Consider the following 19,454-nt stretch of genomic DNA (forward strand, 5'->3'; position numbering starts at 1 on the left):
TAAGACGCGTCCGGCGCCCGCCATCTATGCGCCGTGTGACGCACGTCACCCCGACTGTTCGTCACCAATGGACGACGACCTTGTCCCCATTCCTGACCTGCGAGAACAGACTCGCGATCGCCGTCTCGTCGCGGACGTTGACGCAGCCGTGCGAGGCCCCGTAGTAGCCGCGGGCCGCGAAGTCGGAGGAGTAGTGGACGGCTTGGCCGCCGCTGAAGAACATCGCGTACGGCATGGCGGTGTCGTACAGGGTCGACCAGTGGTCGCGGGACTTGAAGTAGACGTGGAAGACGCCCTCACGGGTGGGGGTGTACTGCGATCCGAAGCGCACCTCGACCGTCGTCAGCGTCCTGCCGTCCACCATCCAGCGCAGGGTGCGGCTCGTCTTGCTGATGCACAGCACACGGCCCGTCATGCAGCGCGGGTCCGGTGGAGCGGCCGGCTGACCGCCGTACGCGTACAGGTCCCACTTGCCCGGCTCCCGCGTCATGTTCAGCAGCCGCGCCCAGGTGACGCTGTCCGTCTGCCCGGTCCTCGGCAGCCCCCGCTTGCCCTGGAATCCCTTGACCGCCTGCACGGTCAGATCGTCGTACGTGCCCGTGGGGCCCACATAGAGCCAGGCGACCTGCCGGAGCCGGGCCTGGAGTTCGCGTACGCCGAGCCCTTCGTCGCCACGGGACCAGAGGACCTTGGGCGGGATGGGGGAGGGGGAGGTGCTCGGCGGCGCAGAAGTGGGAGCCTTGTCGCCGTCGTCCTGCTTCGGGTCGCTGTCGCCGGGCGTCGCCGTCTCGATGCGCACCGGCTGCCGCTGGCCGCTCTTCACGTCCACCACCTGGGCCGAGCAGCCGCCGACCACGACGAGTGCCGCGAGTGCGGCCACCGATCTCCGCATGTCCTTGGTGCGCATCAGTTCCCCCGTCGTCTCAGTCGTCCTCCTCCAGGTTTCCCGGGAGTGACCCGTCGCGAACAAAGGGGCATGGTTGTGAGCAAGGTCCCAGCGTGAGGCTCTCCATCGGGCACACGGCCGCCGCTACAGTCCGTCGCGAGGGTCATCTACCAGCGAGTAACTAAAGAACGCCGAGCAACGCGGAGGCACACCATGGCGCGCGAGTCGGAGTCCGGACTGCCCATCGAGCCGGTGTACGGGCCGGACGCACTGGAGGGCTGGAATCCGGCGGACAGGCTGGGCGAGCCGGGCGCGTACCCCTTCACACGTGGTGTCTACCCGTCGATGTACACCGGCCGCCCCTGGACCATGCGCCAGTACGCCGGTTTCGGGACGGCCGTGGAGTCCAACGCGCGCTACAAGGACCTCATCGCCCACGGCACGATGGGTCTGTCGGTCGCCTTCGACCTGCCGACCCAGATGGGCCACGACTCGGACGCGCCCATCGCGCACGGCGAGGTCGGCAAGGTGGGCGTGGCGATCGACTCGGTCGACGACATGCGGGTGCTGTTCGACGGCATCCCGCTGGACAAGGTGTCGACGTCGATGACGATCAACGCCCCGGCGGCTCTGCTGCTCCTGCTGTACCAACTGGTCGCAGAGGAGCAGGGCGTCGGCGCGGACAAGCTGACGGGCACGATCCAGAACGACGTGCTGAAGGAGTACATCGCGCGCGGCACGTACATCTTCCCGCCGAAGCCGTCCCTGAGGCTGATCGCGGACATCTTCAAGTACTGCAAGGCCGAGATCCCCAAGTGGAACACGATCTCGATCTCCGGCTACCACATGGCTGAGGCGGGTGCCTCGCCCGTGCAGGAGATCGCGTTCACGCTGGCCGACGGCATCGAGTACGTCCGTACGGCGGTCGCGGCGGGCATGGACGTGGACGACTTCGCGCCCCGCCTCTCCTTCTTCTTCGTGTCCCGTACGACGATTCTCGAAGAGGTCGCCAAGTTCCGTGCGGCGCGGCGCATTTGGGCCCGGGTGATGAGGGACGAGTTCGGCGCGAAGAACCCGAAGTCCCTGATGCTGCGCTTCCACACCCAGACGGCGGGCGTCCAGCTGACGGCCCAGCAGCCGGAGGTGAACCTGGTCCGGGTCGCCGTCCAGGGCCTGGCGGCGGTGCTGGGCGGCACCCAGTCCCTGCACACCAACTCCTTCGACGAGGCGATCGCGCTCCCCACGGACAAGAGCGCGCGACTCGCCCTGCGGACGCAGCAGGTCCTCGCCTACGAGACGGACGTGACCGCGACGGTCGACCCCTTCGCCGGCTCCTACGCCATCGAGCGGATGACGGACGACGTGGAGGCGGCCGCGCTGGACCTCATGCGGAAGGTCGAGGATCTCGGGGGCGCGGTGTCCGCCATCGAGCACGGCTTCCAGAAGAGCGAGATCGAGCGCAGCGCGTACCGGATCGCCCAGGAGACCGACTCCGGCGAGCGCGTGGTCGTCGGCGTCAACCGCTTCCAGCTCGACGAGGAGGAGCCGTACGAGCCCCTCCGCGTCGACCCGGCCATCGAGGCCCAGCAGGCCGAACGTCTCGCGAAGCTGCGGCCGGAGCGCGACCAGGCGGCGGTGGAGGCCGCGCTCGCCGAGCTGAAGAAGGCGGCCGAGGGCACGGACAACGTGCTCTACCCGATGAGGGAGGCCCTCAAGGCCCGCGCGACAGTGGGCGAGGTGTGCAACGCGTTGCGGGGGTTGTGGGGGACGTACGTCCCGAGCGACGCGTTCTGAGTCTGCGGTTCTGAGTCTCCGGGCCGGATGGAATGTCATACTCCCGTGCGACACTTCATCCCATGTTCGGAGTCATCGACCTGCCCACTTACCTCGTCGGCCTCGTGCTGATAGTCCTCCTGCCGGGTCCCAACTCCCTGTACGTGTTGTCCGTTGCCGCTCGGCGGGGCATACGGGCCGGGTACAGGGGCGCGGCGGGGGTGTGGTGCGGTGACACCGTGTTGATGACCCTCTCCGCGGCCGGTGTCGCCTCGCTGCTCCAGGCGAACGCCGTACTGTTCGGGATCGTGAAGTACGCCGGTGCCGGGTATCTGACGTGGCTGGCGATAGGGATGCTGCGGGCCGCGTGGGGGATGTGGCGGAGTCGGCACGACGGGGCCGCGGGGGACCAGGCGGGCGCCGAGGCCGGCGACGGGGAGCGGCCCTTTCGACGGGCCTTCATCATCAGCCTGTTCAACCCGAAGGCGATCCTGTTCTTCGTCGCCTTCTTCGTGCAGTTCGTGGACCCGGGGTACGCCTACCCGGCCCTCTCCTTCGTCGTCCTCGGCGCCTTCGCGCAGCTCGCGAGTTTCCTGTACCTGAGCGCGCTGATATTCGGTGGCACCAAGCTGGCCGCCGCCTTCCGCCGCCGGAAGCGGCTGTCGGCGGGGGCCACCTCGGCGGCCGGGGCACTGTTCCTGGGCTTCGCGGTGAAGCTGTCCTTGGCCAGTTCCTAGGAGGGCCAGGTACTAGGGGGCGTTCGCCCTGCTTGCTACTTGGCGGCCGCCCGCTTGTTCGCCTTCGCTCGTACGATCGCCCGGGTCACCACCGGCGGGAGCAGGTCCACCGCCAGGCGGCGGGCCGCGCTCCTCGGGGGCTTCGCCGGGCGTGGTTGGGGCTTCGGGGCCGCGGGGGCAGGGGTCGGCTTCGGCTGAGGGGCCGGCTTCGGCTCCGGTTCCGTCCAGTGGCGGGACTTCGGGAAGGCCGGGGCCTTCATGCCCTTGGACTTGAGGCGGATGATGCGGTGCCCGGCGGCCTGCTGGTTGCTGAGGTGGCAGTCGTCGCGCTGCTCGATCATCTCCAGGAGGGCGTCCTGGATGGGCTCGGCGTCGCCCCAGGTGCCGTAGAGCTTCTGGGTGGTGATGCAGATGGGGTTGAGGCCCCGGTTGAGCACGGCCTCCCAGGCGGCGATGGAGACGCCGGGGGTGTGCTCCGAGCGGAAGTCGTCGAGGACGACGATGCCGCCCGGGAGCAGGATGTCCTGGGCGGCGGTGATGTCTCCGTACACGTGCTCGTAGAGGTGCGAGGCGTCGATGTGCACGAAGCGGCAGGAGCGCGGTTTGACCTCGCCGGGGACGATCGAGCTGGGCCCCTGCAGCACGCGGGGCAGCTCGTCGTGGAAGGAGAGGTAGTTCGCCTCGAAGGCCCGCCGGGTCAGCGTGCTGCGGTACGACTTGTTCGCCTCCGCCGCGTTGGCGTCGTCCGGTGCGTCGCTCTCGAAGAGGTCGCACACGGTGTAGGCCTCGCCCTCCTGGAGATGGTTCCCCAGGAAGATCGCGCTCTTGCCCATGTAGACGCCGACTTCGAGGAGGTCGCCTCTGTCGCCCGCGTCCTCCTGCCGGGTCAGGATCCAGTCGAAGAGCAACTGGTCGAGAACGGGGAACCACCCTGGTACGTCGTCCAGTACCTGGGGCAGCTTGGGCGTGCCTTGCGCAGTGGTCTCAGTGCTCATGAGGATGAAGAGGGCTCTCTGGCGTTGGCGAGGCGAACTGACGAACGGGCTCAGGAACCTATGAGATGCCTATGGCCGGGTCAAGGACTATCCGGAGCCTCCCCGCCGGTGGATTTGAAAACCTGCTCAATGGTGAACAGTCGGCCAATTCCCGGTTCATTTCAGGAGCCTTTCGCGTGCACCTGCGACTCACCTGCGATGTCTGACGTCCCGTCAACCTCGTTTCTGATCAAGAGACTTGCGCAGCATCGGACCCAGCGGCCGTTCCACGCCATGGTGCAGCAGCCAGGCGAGCAGGAGCATCACCGTGACGGTGAGCGCGAGCGTGAGGGACGACGGGATCCCGAGGCGCTGGTGCAGGATCTGCACGACGGGCCACCCCAGGTGTTCGTGCACGAGGTAGAAGGGGTAGGTCAGGGCGCCCGCGGTGGTCAGCCAGGGCCAGTTCACCCGGTCCAGCCAGCCGAGCGCGACCGCGCCGACGGCCACGAAGCCGACGGTGACGACGAGGACGATGGCGAGCTGGGGGCGGTAGGAGAAGAAGGCGGGGTTCGGCGCGTGCCAGTTCTCCTGGACCGTGTGGTACTGGCTCAGCAGCAGGCTGAAGACCACGATCAGCCAGGCGGTGGTGTCCCGGCGGTCCCGGTGCACGAGGTAGAGGCCGATGCCGCCGATGAACAGGGACGCGTACTCCGGCATCAGGACCATCTGCAGGAGCGGCTCCTTCGACGCGTGGGCCAGCGTCGCGGCGAGGGTCCAGCCGCCGCAGAACCAGATCACCCGTCTGCGAGTGACGCCGGGGACGACCACGCACAGCGCGAACAGGACGTAGAAGCGGACCTCGGCCCACAGCGTCCAGCACACGCCCAGGACGCGGTCCGCGCCGAGCGGCATCTGGAGCATGGTGAGGTTGACCAGGAAGTCGCTGGACGACACCCGCGCGTAGGCGATACCCGGCAGGGCGAAGACCGCCGCGACCAGGATCACCGCCGCCCAGTACGCCGGCAGCAGCCGGGCCGCGCGGGAGGCGAGGAACGACTGGACCGAACGGCCCCAGCCGCTGGCGCAGATGACGAAGCCGCTGATCACGAAGAAGGCCTGGACGCCGGCCCAGCCGTAGGCGAGCCAGGTGTGGGCGGTCGGGAACTGGACCGCCGGTGAGGTGCCCCAGGCCTTGGCGATCTCCCCGCCGCGGCCCCCGTAGTGGTAGGCCGCGACGGAGAGGGCGGCGAGGAGCCGCAGGCCGTCGAGGGCGTACAACCGAGGTGCGGAACGGCCTGAACGGCCGGTGCCACGCACCTCCGGCGTCGCCGGAGAGGTGGTAAGGGTGGTGGTGCTCGCCTCAGGTGAGGGCGTCGGAAGCGTCGGGCTGTTCGCAGTCACTCGGTGGCTCATCCCAGTGTGGCGCGCTTGAGGGACCGGGCCCGGCGAGCTACTCGTCGTACGGTGGCGTTGCGCGGAATGAACGCGAGCTGGACGGGGATCCCGCCGGGCAGGCCCAGCGAGGTGAGACGGCGGCGCTTGAAGTAGCGCAGGGTGTGGGCGTTCAGGCTCTTCGTCAGGTACGACTCGGCCTCCGGCCGCAGCGACGGGTAGATCTTCGACTGCATGGCGTAACCCACCGCCCGCACCAGGCGGTTGAGGTCCGACACGGACAGGCCCGGCTTCTGCGAGGCCACCGCGGCCTTGTCGCCCAGCTCCGGCAGCAGCGCGTCCACGACGGTGACGGGGACTCGGTTGCTGTTCTCGTACGGCGCGAGCCGGTCCAGCAGGGTGGAGGTGCCGACGCGGGCGACCGGCAGACCGTACAGCGCGGAGGCGGTGAGCAGGGCCGTGGAGAAGCAGCCGACGACCAGCGCGGGACGCATCCGCTGGTAGAGGACCTCGGCGAGGACCGGCGTGTCGAGCACCGTCAGATCGGCGCCGAGCCGCTCCGCCTCCTTCTCCAGCCCGCGCGACCAGCGGGCCGGGGCGCTGGGGTGCGGCTTGAACACGACCTTGGTGTGCCCGAGCGCCACCGCGCCCTTGAGCATCCGTACGTGGAGGTCTTCCTCCTCCTCGGCGGTGAGGATGCCGAGCGCGGAGAGGTACTGGCCGAGCAGCAGCGCGGGCTCCTCGATGGCGGGCAGCGCGTCACCGGTCTCGACCAGTTCCGCCAGCACCTTCACGAAGGCGTCCGTCGGCACGATCTCCGCCTCGACGCCGAACTCGGTGAGGAGGAGGGGCTTCAGGCCCGGGACCAGGTCCAGGTGCAACAACCGGTCGATACGCGTTCCCACCAGTGGGTCGATCTTGTTGCGGGTGGGGCCGTAGCTCATCAGGCCGTCCGCGTACACGGTCACGGGCGCGCCGGTGAAGATCTGGGTGAAGCCGAGCGCCGGGTGGACCTGGATGGACTCCACGGCCAGCTCGACGTCGTCGTCGCCCAGGTTCCACAGCAGCCGCAGATACCGCTCCCAGAGGACGACGTCGTCCATGCGGGGGGACCAACCACCCGGGTGGAAGGGCGAGATGGTCTCGTTCCAGGAGATCACGTCGTCGAAGCGGGAGCGCAGCTGCTCGAAGCCGGGCATCTCGTCCAGGGCGGGAGCCGTCTCGGGCGTCGCCGCGTTGTTGGAGATCAGCAGGATGCGCCGGGAGGCGGGGCGGAAGCACTCGGTGTCCAGGGCGGCGGCCAGCGTGGCCGTGCCGTACAGCGTGGACGCCATGAAGATCTGCGTGGTCACGCGGCGACCCCCGCTCCGGCGGGACGGCGGCGCAGCCGGCGCAGCCGCGTGGCGCGCTGGACGTCCATGGAGTCGAGGGCCTCGTCGAGCACGTCCTGCGGCATTCTGCGCAGCGCGACCGCGCTCATCGACTTCAGTTTCCGTGCCACCGCCGGCTCGAACCTTTCGATGGATCCCAAATGGTGGGAAATAATTGCGCAATAAGTGCGCACGGCCTTGGGAAGGAGTCTGTCCGCGTCCCGGTCCTGCGCCGTTTCCGCGATGACCTGGTCGAATGCGCGAATGAAATCGAGCTGCCGCACATCACCGATCTGCGTGAGCGACGACGCGACGCCGCGGCGGTAGTAGACGCCCAGCAGACCCACGGTCGCGAAGGACTCCGCCTCCCGGTGCAGCTTCCAGATCCACGGCCGGTCCTCCGCCGTGCGCAGCCCATGGGTGAAGTGCAGCACACCCTTGTCGACCAGCCGGCGGTGGTAGATGCCCGCCCAGGCGTACGCGTAGTCGACGGACGTGGAGCGGTCGGCCGGCAGGATCGCGTCGCGCGGGTTCATCACGACGCCCCGCCGCCCATTGGGGACGCGGTGGATCGAGCGGGACCGCCCGGTGCACTGGACATGGTCCGTGCGCACGAAGTCGCAGCCCAACTCCTCGATGGCGGACAGGAGTTGCGGGAAGTAGCCGGGGGCGAGCCAGTCGTCCCCGTCGAGGAACGTCAGGTACTCGCCACGCGCGTTGTCGATGCCCGTGTTGCGCGCGGTCGCCAGCCCCCCGTTCTTCTCGTGTCTGACATACACCGCGCCTGGCAGCTCGCGCTCCGCGCGCGCGAGAATGTCCGGTGTCTCGTCGCGCGAGCAGTCGTCGACGAGAATGAATTCGAAGTCCTCACGCGCGTTGGCGCCGAGGCTCTTCAGAGTGTCTGGCGCGTATTGCTGCACGTTGTAGAACGGCACGATGACGGAGAGCTTGACCACCCGAGTGACGTTAGGCGGCACTCCGGCATTCGTCTTGACCACCTGCTTGATGTCAGGTGAACGGCGCGTGGCGGTACCGTGAACCAGGCGGTTTTCGGGCCGCAGGACGGCCCGATTCCCCATTCGTCGATGTGCTGTTAACCCGTTGTTGTATTCGGGTTGGGGCGATTAACGGAATCGCTTCCTAGCGTCTTCGATGTGCCAGCAAGTACGCCAGCAACTCCGCCCTCACACGCGACGCAGCCCCTGCGGGTCGCCGTCCTCGCGGATTCCGACACCCGGTGGAAATGGGGCGCGCTCACCGCGCAGCGCATCGCCCCGGAACACGGGGGCGCCTCAGAGATCCGTCTGGACGGATTCCTCCTGCGTGGCCGGGCCACCCCGACCGCCCGCCAGCTCGACGAGGTCGGCGTCCGCGCGGACTCGCTCCGCGAGGTGACCGCCGTCGAGTTCCTGCGCGTCATGGGAACCGAGGAGGCGGCCGGGTCGTACGACGTCGTGGTCCTCGCCCTCGTCGGCGGGGGCGTCCAGGCGATGCTGCACGGCCTCAAGCACGCCTGGGGCGCGCGCACCAAGCGGCCCGTGATCGTCACCGGTTACGTCGGTGTCGTCTACGAGAAACTCGCCGACGGCCTGCTGCTGCGGCACGGCGCGGACCTCGTCCTCGCCAACTCCCGCCAGGACGCGGACCGTTTCCGCGCCGTGTACGAGGGCGTGGGCGCCGACGCCTCCTCGGTCACCGAGGTCGCGCTGCCCTTCCTCGGCGGCAAGCCCTACGCCGGCCGGAACGACCCGTACACGGTCGTGTTCGCCGTACAGCCGTCCGTCCCGGACAACCGCAAGGACCGTACGTACCTGCTGAACCGGCTCATCAAGCACGCCCGGAAGCACCCGGACCGCCAGGTGCTGCTGAAGCTGCGCTCCAAGCCGGGCGAGCACACCACGCACATCGAGGAACTGCCCTACCAGAAGCTGGCGGAGAAGCTTCCCGGCGGTCTGCCGGACAACTTCCGGCTGTCGTACGGGAACATGGGCGAGGTCCTCGACACCACCGACCTGCTGGTCACCATCAGCTCGACGGCCGCCCTTGAGTCCCTGCACCGCCGTATCCCCACCGTCGTCCTCACCGACCTCGGGATCCGTGAGGCACTCGGCAACCACCACTTCGTGGGCTCCGGCTGCCTCGCCTCCTGGGACCAGCTGGACGCCGGGCACGAGCCGGTGCCCGACCCCGAGTGGGTGGCCCGGCAGGGCGTCGTCGCGGACGGCTCGTACGCCACCGCCTTCGACGCCGCCCGCGACCGCATCGCCAAGCTGGTCGCGGCCGGCGAACTCCCGCCCCTCACGCCGTACTACACGACCGTGACCGCGCCCGGCTATCTGCCGGGCATCCTCGCCCGCCACCACCTCGGCCCCGACGGCAGCCCGCTGCCCGGGGCGCCCGCCGCCGACAAACAGGCCGGGCCCGTACGGCAGATCGTGCGCCGGGCGGCGCGCGGCGCCTACCGGCACGGGGTGCAGCGCGTGGCGCCCGTCATCCGGCGGATGGGGGAGCTGTGAGCCGCCGCCCCTCTACCGCTTCGCCAGCACCGCAAGGAGCACCAGCCATGTCCAATCCGGAAGCGGGCCCAGCTACTTCCGCCTCGGCGACGGGCCCCGGGACGGCCCCGCGCCGTGTCGTCGCCGTCATCCCCGCACGCGGCGGCTCCAAGGGCGTCCCCGCGAAGAACCTCGCCCCCGTCGGCGGTGTCCCGCTGGTCGCCCGCGCGGTCCGCGAGTGCCTCGCCGCCGAGCTGGTGACGAACGTGGTCGTCTCCACCGACGACCACGCCATCGCCGCCGCCGCCCGTGAGTCCGGAGCCGAGGTCGTGCTGCGGCCCGCCGCCATCGCCGGTGACACCGCCACCTCCGAGGCCGCGGTCCTGCACGCCCTGGACGCCCACGAGGCCAAGCACGGCGTCGCGGTGGACGTGGTCCTCCTGGTCCAGTGCACCAGCCCGTTCATCCTCCGCGAGGACGTCGACGGCGTGGCCCGCGCGGTCGTGGAACACGGCGCCGACACCGCCCTCACCGTCGCCCCGTTCCACGGGTTCATCTGGCGCGACACCGCCGACGAGTTCACTGGCGACGCTGCCGCGAGCGGCGTGGGCGCGGAGGCGCACGGCGTCGGCCGGGCAGGCGCGTCCGCGCCGGTGGCCGGCGGTGGCGCGGCGGGCGACGCCGACGGCGCCCACGGGACCGCCGCCGGGCTCGGTGCGGCCCCGGCGGGCGACGGCTATGCCACTTCCGCGCTCACCGCCGGAGGCTACGGTGTCAACCACGACAAGTCGTTCCGCCCCCGCCGCCAGGACCGCCCGCAGGACCTGCTGGAGACCGGCGCCGCCTACGCCATGGACGCGGCCGGCCTGCGCAAGCACCAGCACCGCTTCTTCGGCCGTACGGAACTCGTCCGCACCGACCCCGCCCGGGTCCTGGAGATCGACGACCCGCACGACCTCGCCCGCGCCCAGGCCCTCGCGCCGCTCTTCGACGCGAACCGCCCCGGCGCCCTCCCCACCTACGACGACATCGACGCCGTAGTCCTCGACTTCGACGGCACCCAGACCGACGACCGGGTGCTGATCGACTCCGACGGACGGGAGTTCGTCACCGTGCACCGCGGCGACGGACTCGGCATCGCGGCCCTCCGCAAGAGCGGCCTCACCATGCTCATCCTGTCCTCGGAGAAGAACCCGGTGGTTGCCGCCCGGGCCCGGAAGCTGCAGATCCCGGTGCTCCACGGCATCGACCGGAAGGACCTCGCACTGAAGCAGTGGTGCGAGGAACAGGGCATCGCGCCCGAGCGCGTGCTCTACGTCGGCAACGACGTCAACGACCTCCCGTGCTTCGCCCTCGTGGGCTGGCCCGTGGCGGTCGGAAGCGCCCACGACATCGTCCGCGGCGCCGCGCGCGCGGTCACCACCGTCCCCGGTGGTGAAGGCGCGATCAGAGAGATCGCCGGCTGGATCCTCGGTCCCTCTCTCGACTCTCCCGCCCCCCTCGACAGTTAAGGAAACGTCCCACCATGAGCACCAACTCCCGTCTGCGCACCTTCGGTTCGAAGACCGCCGGCCCCGGCCGGCCTGTCTACGTCTGCGGCGAGATCGGCATCAACCACAACGGTGAGCTGGAGAACGCCTTCAAGCTGATCGACGTGGCCGCCGAGGCCGGCTGCGACGCCGTCAAGTTCCAGAAGCGCACCCCCGAGATCTGCACCCCCCGCGACCAGTGGGACATCGAGCGCGACACCCCCTGGGGCCGCATGACCTACATCGACTACCGCCACCGCGTGGAGTTCGGTGAGGACGAGTACCGTCAGATCGACGAGCACTGCAAGAAGCGCGGCATCGACTGGTTCGCCTCCCCGTGGGACACCGAGGCCGTCGCCTTCCTGGAGAAGTTCGACGTCCCCGCCCACAAGGTCGCGTCCGCGTCCCTGACCGACGACGAGCTGCTCCGCGCCCTGCGCGCCACCGGCCGCACGGTCATCCTCTCCACCGGCATGTCGACGCCGAAGCAGATCCGCCACGCCGTCGAGGTCCTGGGCAGCGACAACATCCTGCTCTGCCACGCCACTTCGACGTACCCGGCGAAGGCCGAGGAGCTCAACCTCCGCGTCATCAACACCCTCCAGGCCGAGTACCCGAACGTCCCGATCGGCTACTCCGGCCACGAGACGGGCCTGCAGACGACGCTCGCCGCGGTCGCGCTCGGCGCCACCTTCGTCGAGCGTCACATCACCCTGGACCGCGCGATGTGGGGCTCCGACCAGGCCGCCTCCGTGGAGCCCCAGGGCCTGCAGCGCCTGGTCCGCGACATCCGCACCATCGAGGCCTCCCTCGGCGACGGCGTCAAGAAGGTCTACGACTCCGAGCTCGGCCCCATGAAGAAGCTGCGCCGCGTCACCGGCGTCATCGCCGAGGCGGAGATCGCGGCGGCGGCGGGCGAGCCGGTCACGGTCTGATCCTCCTTCAATCCCTGACCACGGGAATCCCCCACTAGGGACGGTCGTACGTCGATGAGCCCCCGCGCCGGAACCGCCGGCCCCCACACTCTCGCCTTCGTCGAGAGCCCGGTACAGCTCCTGAACGTGCTGGAGTGGGCGCACGCCCACGCACTCCAGGGCCCCGGCGCGGGGCCGCCCTTCGCGGCGACCGACGCGGGGCCCGCCGGGACGACCGGCGCGCGCCTCACCCTCGTGGTCCTGTCGCCGAACGACCCGATGACCCGGGGCCAGTTGCGCCGTATGGCGGAACTGGCCCGGGACGAGGGCCATGAGGTGCGCTGGGAGGAGGCGCGCGGCGGTACCGGCGCGCCCTTCCGCACCATCGGCGGTCTCGCCCCGCTGCTGCGCGCCGCGCGCCGCATAGTCCTGGGCGACCCCTTCTCCCGCTATGTCCAACTGCTGCTGACGATCACCAGGGCACCGGACGTGGTCGTCGTCGACGACGGCACCGCGACCATGGAGTTCGTCTCCCAGCTCGCCCGCGGCGAACGTCTCGTCCGCTGGCACCGCAAGGGCGGCCGCCCCGGCCCCCGCGACCTGATCTTCGCCCCGGTCTCCTCCAAGGCCCGCAAGCGCCTCACCCCGACCGCGGGCAGACGCGTCGAGGTCTTCTCCTCGATGCCGATCGACGAGACCCCCGACGGTGTCACCGTCACCGCCAACGCCTTCACCTGGACCCGGGCCCGCTTCGGCCCGCCCCGCATCACCAAGGGCGCGGACCTGGTCGGCACGTCCCTGGTGGAGACCGGAGTGGTGGACGCGGACCGCTACCTCGAAGCCGTCCGCTCCCTCGCGACGATCCACGGCGCCGCCCGCTACTTCGCCCACCGCCGCGAGAGCACCGAGAAACTCCACACCCTGGCGACGGAGACGGGCCTGGAGATCGTCCGCCCGGACCTCCCCCTCGAACTCATCGCCCGCCGGGGCCCCATCGGCCGTACGATCCTCAGCTTCCCGTCGACGGTGGTCCACACCCTGCCGCTCGCGCTCGCGGGAACGGGCGTCCGCGTGGCGGTCTGCGACATCGACCCGAGCTGGCTCACCGAGAACGCCTCCCCCCGCGCCCAGGGCTTCCTGTCGGGGGTGACGGGGACGGCCCGGGACGTACACCGGTTGTCGTCGGTGGCGTCGATCTGAGCCGCGCGCCACTGAGGGGCGACGGCGGGCTGGAACAGGTTCAGGTTTTCACCGCGCCCTTCCTTACGCCCGCTATGAGGGCCGCCAGTGCCGTACGGCCCGCGTGGAGGACGACGTTCGGCTCGTCGCTCTCACGGAGGCGGAGGGTGGCGTCGGGGGCGGTGGCGACGTAGAGGCAGGAGGAGGCCTCCGAACTGTACGACGACTTCTGCCAAGTGAGGGCTGGCTGCACGGGCATGTGGCGTCCTTCAGACTCGGCGGGCAATGCTGTGGATGAGGTCGCGGGACTCCTCGGCCGGGAGAGCGAGCTTTTCGAGACGGTCCAGCACAGTCGTATAGCGTTCCAACTGGGCTACGGCGTCGATGAATTCACTGCCGTGCTCGGTGTCCAGCTGCACGGTGTCGAGCTGGGGGACAGGACCGTACGCGTAGTCGATGCCCTGTCCGGAGCCAGGGAAGGCACCCCGGCCGAAAGGGACGACCAGGAGTGTGATGTTGCCGTGCTCGCTCGTCTCGACAAGGTGGTTGAGCTGTTCGGCGGCGACGGCGGGGCCGCCCACGTGCATGTGGAGTGCCGCCTCGTGGATGAGCGCTGTGTAGGGGGAGGAAAGCTCGCGGTAGAGCACGGCCTGGCGCTTGATGCGGTACGACATCCTGTGCTCGATCTCGTGCGGTAGCAGTGGCGGTACCGCGTCGCCGAAGAGCGCCCGCGCATGCTGCGGCGTTTGCAACAGACCGGGGATGTGCAGAGCCTGGGCCACGCGCAGCGCTGTGGCGTGGTGTTCGAACTCGGCCAGGTCGAGAGCGGCGTGCGGCAGTCGCCCTCGGTACTCCTCCCACCAGCCGCGCGCCCTGCGCCCCGTCATCGCGGTCAGCGCCTCGACGAGGGCTTCGTCCGAGCAGGCGTAGTTGCGAGCGATGGCCCGTACGCGCTCGGCGCTCACGGCGTAGCGCCCGGCCTCGATATTGCTGATGCGCGACTGGTTGACGCCCAGGAGGGCCGCTGCCTCGACAGTGGACAGCCCCGCACGCTCGCGAAGTTTGCGCAGCTCGGCGCCAAGGCGCTGCTGACGCAGGGTCGGGGTTTTGCTGGGCGGCATCAGTGTCCCTTCGTACTGGGGAGGGAGTAGCCATGTCACCCACACGAGCATTAATGGCCTCCCTTTCCCTTCTTGTGTGGAATGTAGGCCAATTTCGGGCCTACGGTGAGACTCACCTCGCTCAACGACGCACGCCCACAAGCCGAGCCGTCGAGCAACCCAAGTCCCTTCCTTGAAGGAGGCGTTCATGGTCACCGTATCGCCGTCGCCGATCCCCGCCTGGTACTACGCCCTGCACCTGCCCCACGACCCGCGCGCCCCGCGCATCGCCCGTATGACGTCGCGGGCCGTGCTGTCGGCGTACGGGCTGGGCGAACTCATCGACACCGCCGAACTGCTGGCCTCTGAACTGGTCACCAACGCCTACCGGCACACCAACGGGCCGGCCGCCCTGCGGCTGCGTGGGCTTGACGGGCTGGACGGCGAGCCACGAAACGGCGTACGGATCACGGTGTGGGACACCGACCCACACGTACCCTCGCCGTTCGACAAACCGCTCGCCCGACGTGGGGCGCTCCGTCCCGTACCGGGCCGGGCGGAACAGCCGGACGAGTCGTCCGTCGGTGGACGCGGGCTGCTCCTCGTACACGAGTGGGCCGACCGCTGGGGCGGACACCGGCTCGGTGATGACCTGTTCGGGTGCGGTGGAAAGGCGCTGTGGTTCGAACTCGAAGCGCGGTCGGGGGCGGACGCGAAGGCAGTGGCCTGACGTGACCGGATCGGCTCGTGACGCATCCGCCATGGCGAGCTACCCCGTACGGGTGGAGCGGGACGCACGCCCGGCGGCGCGTCCCCCTCGGCGCTACCGTGGGGACATCGACACACCCTGTAGCCAGCGGAGGACTGCGGTGACCATCATGACCGAGCGTCCGGCAGACATAGAAGATTTCGTGCCCGGAGCCTTCGAGGACATGCTCCGGACCGTCGAGGAACTGGACACACCTGACGGCTACAAGGCCGAGCTCATCCGGGGGAAGATCGTCGTGTCGCCGTGGTCGAAGCTGCGTTACAAGCGGGTCATGAAATCACTGCGGAGGCAATTGGAGCCGCACGCGCCGGAAGGGCACGACGTCGACGTCGCACCATTCCTCTTTTCCATCCCAGGAACGGAGCGCGCGTTCGGCCCTGACCTGCACGTCGCCGACGAATCCGCCTTCGACGCCGAAGGCCGTCACGCCGACGGCGCGGCGCTCTCCCTCGTCGCCGAGCTGACCTCCGTATCCACCAAGGACGCCGACTGGCTGGACAAGCTGGACGCTTACGGACGCGTCGTCCCCGTGTATCTCGTCCTCGACATGCAGGTGCAGGAGGTCACCGCGTTCTGGGACCCGTCGCCGAAGGGCTATCGCTCCCGGTCGACCGTGCCCTTCGGGCGGTCCCTCCACGTGCCCGCTCCGTTCGACTTCGACCTGGACACGTCCGGGTTCGTCATCCCCACAGAGGACACCGACAACGAGAGCGGGGAGCAGGGGGCGGCCGCAGCATCCAGCTGATCTTCCGTCTCGACCCGTGCGAGGTACAGGCCGGGGCCTGTACCTCGACCTCGACCTCGACCTCGCCGGCGCTCGCGAAGGCCCTTGCGCGCCGAGCGCCTGGCTCGCCCACGTCGCCGAGCCGCTCGCGAGTCGGCGTGCGGATCACGGGCCTCCGCGCCCGGAGAAGGGCAGCGGCCAGTGGTGCACGTCACCGGCCCTGTGTCCCGTCAGCGACTCAACGCCCGAGACGTTGGTCACAGACACCGACGGTGACCGCGGCCTACGACTCGTCCTCCCGCCAGGTGAACCCCGCCAACCCGGATGAGGCGCCCGGTGCCTCGGCATCCTCACCTCCCCGGGACCGCACGAGCCAGACCACCCACGCCAGCCCCCACCCGGCCAGTGTCATGAGAACAAGGCTGGTCAGGACCAGGCTCGTCGTGCCGAGCAGGCCGAATTTCGCGAGCATCCAGGGGATCTGTTCCTCGCCTCCCAGCCGCACGCTTCCATGCCACGTTCCCCCGTCCGCTCCACGTCGCCGACGATGCCGTCGTCCCGCCCTCAGGCTGCCCGCCTACGCCTTCTCCGGCACAACACGTATCCGAACAGTCACCTGGCGGTGATGGTTCCGGAAGGGCTGAGTGGCGCGGACGTGGTATCCGTGGAGGGTGGGAATCGTTCGGGCACCCCCGGACGTTTAGACGATGGGATTCGCGGGCAACCCCCGGCGTTCCCTGAGGGACGCTCCGGGTACCCCGGTCGATGGCGTCCCGCTCTTCGAGGTCTGCCCGCCACGAAAGGCGGACGGGTATACCCATCCCTGCCAATACGTATGCGTTGTGCGGCCGGAAATCTTCCCCTCACGGGCTGATTTTTTGTTGATCGAGGGTTGGACGGCCGCCCGATCGCCCTACCCTTCAGAGGGTGAACCAACTGATGTCCCGAGAGTCCGAGGCCGATCTGCCAGGGGAAGCCGAAGCCGCGCTCCCCGGTACGTTGCCGGAAGCCCTGCGTGCCGAACTCGTCGCGTTCCGCCGTGACTTGCACATGCACCCGGAGCTCGGCAACCAGGAGTTCCGTACGACCGCCGCGATCAAGGCCCGCCTGGAGAAGGCAGGGCTCCGGCCGCGCGTGCTCGACACCGGAACCGGGCTCATCTGTGACATCGGCGACTGGGACGGCACCCGATCGGCCCTCGCGCTGCGCGCCGACATCGACGCCCTGCCCATCCCGGACACCAAGGCGGACTGCGACTACCGCTCCACCGTCCCGGACCGCGCCCACGCCTGCGGCCACGACGTGCACACCACCGTCGTCCTCGGCGCCGGACTCGTCCTCGCCGAGCTGCACAGACAGGGCGAGCTGCCGCGCCCCGTACGGCTGATCTTCCAGCCCGCCGAGGAGGTCCTCCCGGGCGGCGCCGCCGACGTGATCAAGACCGGCGCGCTCGACGACGTCGGGCGGATCATCGCCGTGCACTGCGACCCCAGGGTCGACGCCGGCCGTATCGGACTGCGCCACGGGCCCATCACCTCGGCCTGCGACCGGCTGGAGATCTCGCTCGACGGCCCCGGCGGCCACACCGCCCGCCCCCACCTCACCACCGACCTCGTCACCGCCGCCGCCCGCGTCGTCACCGACGTGCCCGCGCTGGTCGCCCGCCGGGTCGACGCCCGCAGCGGGCTCTCCGTGACCTGGGGCCGCGTCGAGTCGGGCCACGCCCCGAACGTCATCCCGCAGCACGCCGAGCTCTCCGGCACCGTCCGCTGCCTCGACATCAACGCCTGGCGGCTGGCACCCGACCTGGTGCACGAGGCGGTCGCCGAGGTCGCGACCATGCACCGCGCCAAGCCCGAGATCAACTACATCCGGGGCGTCCCGCCGGTCGTCAACGACCCGGTCGTCACCGAGCTGCTCCACGACGCCATGTCCGCCCGCCGCGGCCACAAGGCCATCGAGGACACCGAGCAGAGCCTCGGCGGTGAGGACTTCTCCTGGTACCTGGAGCACGTCCCGGGCGCCATGGCCCGCCTCGGCGTCCGCCGCCCCGGCGACCTCACCGTCCGCGACCTCCACCAGGGCGACTTCGACGCCGACGAGCACGCCATCACCGTAGGAGTCGAGCTGTTCACGGCGGCCGCCCTCCTCGACGCCCGTATGCAGCTGATCGACGCGGCGGCCACCGCCGGATAGGCGCCGATCCCTTCCGGTTGCGCCCCACCCACCCTCGCGGCAGCCTGGTGCGCGTGCCGTACGACCCCCGTACGGCACGCGCACCATCACGCTCACGCCACCCCGCGGACACGGACGTGAGGGACAGGAGAGGGGCTCTGTCCCGGACGTCCCTTTCGATCCCATGGTTCACGGGGACGTAACCGGCCATCGGCACGAATGGATAACGGCAAGTCGAAACCCCGTTCCCAGAAGTGTCTACGCGCGTTAATGTGCGCCGAACTGAGCACCCGGTCGCGGGGCTGTGGACAAGATGGGGAACTTCAAGATGCGTCGGATTTCCAAACTGACCCGCGTCGCGGTGGGGGTCGCGTCGCTGGCGCTCGCCGCCACGGCCTGTGGTGGAACCAGCAGCGAGAGCGGCAGCGGCGGCGACGAGACCGCGGGCGGCGACAAGGGCCTCGCGATCGCCTACGACATCGGCGGCAAGGGCGACCAGTCCTTCAACGACGCCGCGTACGCGGGCCTGGAGAAGGCGAAGAAGGAGTTCGGGTACAAGACCCAGGACATCGAGCCCACCGAGGGCGAGACCGACGCGGACAAGGAGCAGCGCCTGGCCTCCCTGGCCAAGCAGGGCTACAACCCCGTCATCGGCGTCGGCTTCGCGTACGGCCCCGCGATGGAGGCCGTGGCCAAGGACTACCCGGACACCACCTTCGGCATCGTCGACTCGGTCGTCGAGGGCGACAACGTGGCGTCCCTCGTCTTCGCCGAGCAGGAGGCCTCGTACCTCGCCGGTGTCGCGGCCGCCAAGGCCACCAAGACGAACACCGTGGGCTTCGTGGGCGGTGTGGACATCCCGCTCATCCACAAGTTCGAGGCCGGCTACAAGCAGGGTGTCGAGGACACCAGCGGCGGCAAGGTCAAGGTCATCTCCCAGTACCTGACCCAGACCGCCGAAGAGGGCGGCTTCTCCAGCCCCGACAAGGGCAAGGCCGCCGCCGAGGGCCAGATCGAGAAGAAGGCCGACGTCGTCTACCAGGCCGCCGGTCTCTCCGGCCAGGGCGTCATCGAGGCCGCCGCCAAGGCGAAGGTCTGGGCGATCGGCGTCGACTCCGACCAGTACAACCAGGAAGCCCTCGCCTCCTACAAGAACTACATCCTCACCTCCGCCCTCAAGGACGTCGGCGGCGCGGTCTACGCCCTCGCCAAGTCCGTCGAGGACGGCAAGCCCCTCACCGGCACCCAGACCTTCGACCTCAAGGTCGACGGCGTGGGCCTCTCCGACACCAACCCGGAGTACGCCAAGATCGAGGGCCTCTCCGCCGCGGTCGACAAGGCCAAGGAGGAGATCATCGCGGGCACGATCAAGGTGAAGACCGAGTAGTCGTACGGCTTCCGAGCGATCTGAGAAGCGGGGGGGGGGGGGGGGGG

General features: G+C 69.6%; 18 protein-coding genes. 10 read left to right on the forward strand and 8 right to left on the reverse strand.

Features of this window, described 5'->3' with window-relative positions:
• Positions 1-61 precede the first annotated feature (61 nt).
• Positions 62-907: a L,D-transpeptidase family protein gene (locus tag F3T56_RS25590; protein ID WP_172639135.1), complete on the reverse strand. Its 846-nt coding sequence runs from the start codon at positions 905-907 to the stop codon at positions 62-64.
• 192 nt (positions 908-1,099) lie between these two features.
• Between F3T56_RS25590 and F3T56_RS25595 the strand changes: the two genes are divergently transcribed.
• Together F3T56_RS25595 and leuE are read left to right on the forward strand one after the other, a co-directional pair.
• Entirely contained in the window at positions 1,100-2,680 is a 1,581-nt protein-coding gene (locus F3T56_RS25595) for an acyl-CoA mutase large subunit family protein (protein WP_149827717.1), read from the forward strand.
• 62 nt (positions 2,681-2,742) lie between these two features.
• Positions 2,743-3,396 carry a leucine efflux protein LeuE gene (gene leuE / locus F3T56_RS25600; RefSeq protein WP_149827718.1) on the forward strand — a complete coding sequence of 218 codons (654 nt, stop codon included), beginning with the start codon at positions 2,743-2,745 and terminating at the stop codon, positions 3,394-3,396.
• Between the two features lie 35 nt (positions 3,397-3,431).
• Here the strand turns inward: leuE and F3T56_RS25605 are convergent, their stop codons facing one another.
• The 4 genes from F3T56_RS25605 to F3T56_RS25620 all read right to left on the reverse strand — a co-directional run bounded on the left by F3T56_RS25605 (position 3,432) and on the right by F3T56_RS25620 (position 8,091).
• A complete protein-coding gene (locus F3T56_RS25605; protein WP_149827719.1) occupies positions 3,432-4,391 on the reverse strand; it encodes a class I SAM-dependent methyltransferase in 960 nt (319 codons plus the stop codon).
• A gap of 213 nt (positions 4,392-4,604) precedes the next feature.
• Positions 4,605-5,774, reverse strand: a complete 1,170-nt coding sequence (locus tag F3T56_RS25610; RefSeq protein WP_246203848.1) for an acyltransferase family protein — start codon at positions 5,772-5,774, stop codon at positions 4,605-4,607.
• A gap of 8 nt (positions 5,775-5,782) precedes the next feature.
• Positions 5,783-7,117, reverse strand: a complete 1,335-nt coding sequence (locus F3T56_RS25615; protein WP_149827721.1) for an alpha-2,8-polysialyltransferase family protein — start codon at positions 7,115-7,117, stop codon at positions 5,783-5,785.
• Positions 7,114-8,091 carry a glycosyltransferase family 2 protein gene (locus tag F3T56_RS25620; protein ID WP_149827818.1) on the reverse strand — a complete coding sequence of 326 codons (978 nt, stop codon included), beginning with the start codon at positions 8,089-8,091 and terminating at the stop codon, positions 7,114-7,116. Before F3T56_RS25620 ends, F3T56_RS25615 begins: the two co-directional genes overlap by 4 nt.
• 198 nt (positions 8,092-8,289) lie before the next feature.
• Here F3T56_RS25620 and F3T56_RS25625 point away from each other — a divergent pair, with 198 nt between their 5' ends.
• From F3T56_RS25625 to F3T56_RS25640, 4 genes are read left to right on the forward strand one after another with little or no spacing between them, the layout of a single operon-like run.
• A complete protein-coding gene (locus tag F3T56_RS25625; RefSeq protein ID WP_149827722.1) occupies positions 8,290-9,651 on the forward strand; it encodes a DUF6716 putative glycosyltransferase in 1,362 nt (453 codons plus the stop codon).
• 47 nt (positions 9,652-9,698) lie between these two features.
• A complete protein-coding gene (locus F3T56_RS25630; RefSeq protein WP_149827723.1) occupies positions 9,699-11,141 on the forward strand; it encodes an N-acylneuraminate cytidylyltransferase in 1,443 nt (480 codons plus the stop codon).
• A 14-nt stretch (positions 11,142-11,155) separates the two neighbouring features.
• Positions 11,156-12,094 carry an N-acetylneuraminate synthase family protein gene (locus F3T56_RS25635; RefSeq protein WP_149827724.1) on the forward strand — a complete coding sequence of 313 codons (939 nt, stop codon included), beginning with the start codon at positions 11,156-11,158 and terminating at the stop codon, positions 12,092-12,094.
• 54 nt (positions 12,095-12,148) lie between these two features.
• On the forward strand, positions 12,149-13,273 hold the full coding sequence (locus F3T56_RS25640; RefSeq protein WP_149827725.1) for a hypothetical protein: 1,125 nt from the start codon (positions 12,149-12,151) through the stop codon (positions 13,271-13,273).
• A gap of 40 nt (positions 13,274-13,313) precedes the next feature.
• On the opposite strand, the gene F3T56_RS25645 is transcribed toward F3T56_RS25640, so the two are convergent.
• Complete coding sequence (locus tag F3T56_RS25645; RefSeq protein WP_149827726.1) at positions 13,314-13,511, reverse strand: DUF397 domain-containing protein; 198 nt, start codon at positions 13,509-13,511, stop codon at positions 13,314-13,316.
• Between the two features lie 10 nt (positions 13,512-13,521).
• The gene (locus tag F3T56_RS25650) at positions 13,522-14,373 is read right to left on the reverse strand and encodes a helix-turn-helix domain-containing protein (protein ID WP_149827727.1); all 852 of its coding nucleotides are present in this window, start codon (positions 14,371-14,373) and stop codon (positions 13,522-13,524) included.
• 187 nt (positions 14,374-14,560) lie between these two features.
• Between F3T56_RS25650 and F3T56_RS25655 the strand changes: the two genes are divergently transcribed.
• Positions 14,561-15,082, forward strand: coding sequence for an ATP-binding protein (locus tag F3T56_RS25655; RefSeq protein ID WP_149827728.1), 522 nt, complete (start codon positions 14,561-14,563; stop codon positions 15,080-15,082).
• Between the two features lie 148 nt (positions 15,083-15,230).
• Entirely contained in the window at positions 15,231-15,866 is a 636-nt protein-coding gene (locus F3T56_RS25660) for a Uma2 family endonuclease (protein WP_246203850.1), read from the forward strand.
• 262 nt (positions 15,867-16,128) lie between these two features.
• Here the strand turns inward: F3T56_RS25660 and F3T56_RS25665 are convergent, their stop codons facing one another.
• Positions 16,129-16,317: a hypothetical protein gene (locus F3T56_RS25665; RefSeq protein ID WP_246203852.1), complete on the reverse strand. Its 189-nt coding sequence runs from the start codon at positions 16,315-16,317 to the stop codon at positions 16,129-16,131.
• Positions 16,318-16,784: 467 nt separating this feature from the next.
• Here F3T56_RS25665 and F3T56_RS25670 point away from each other — a divergent pair, with 467 nt between their 5' ends.
• Both F3T56_RS25670 and F3T56_RS25675 read left to right on the forward strand, forming a co-directional pair.
• On the forward strand, positions 16,785-18,041 hold the full coding sequence (locus F3T56_RS25670; RefSeq protein WP_149827730.1) for an amidohydrolase: 1,257 nt from the start codon (positions 16,785-16,787) through the stop codon (positions 18,039-18,041).
• A 307-nt stretch (positions 18,042-18,348) separates the two neighbouring features.
• Positions 18,349-19,407, forward strand: a complete 1,059-nt coding sequence (locus F3T56_RS25675) for a BMP family lipoprotein (RefSeq protein WP_149827731.1) — start codon at positions 18,349-18,351, stop codon at positions 19,405-19,407.
• The last annotated feature ends 47 nt before the right edge of the window (positions 19,408-19,454 follow it).

It is taken from the genome of Streptomyces tailanensis (genome assembly GCF_008386495.1).
Taxonomy (GTDB): domain Bacteria; phylum Actinomycetota; class Actinomycetes; order Streptomycetales; family Streptomycetaceae; genus Streptomyces; species Streptomyces tailanensis.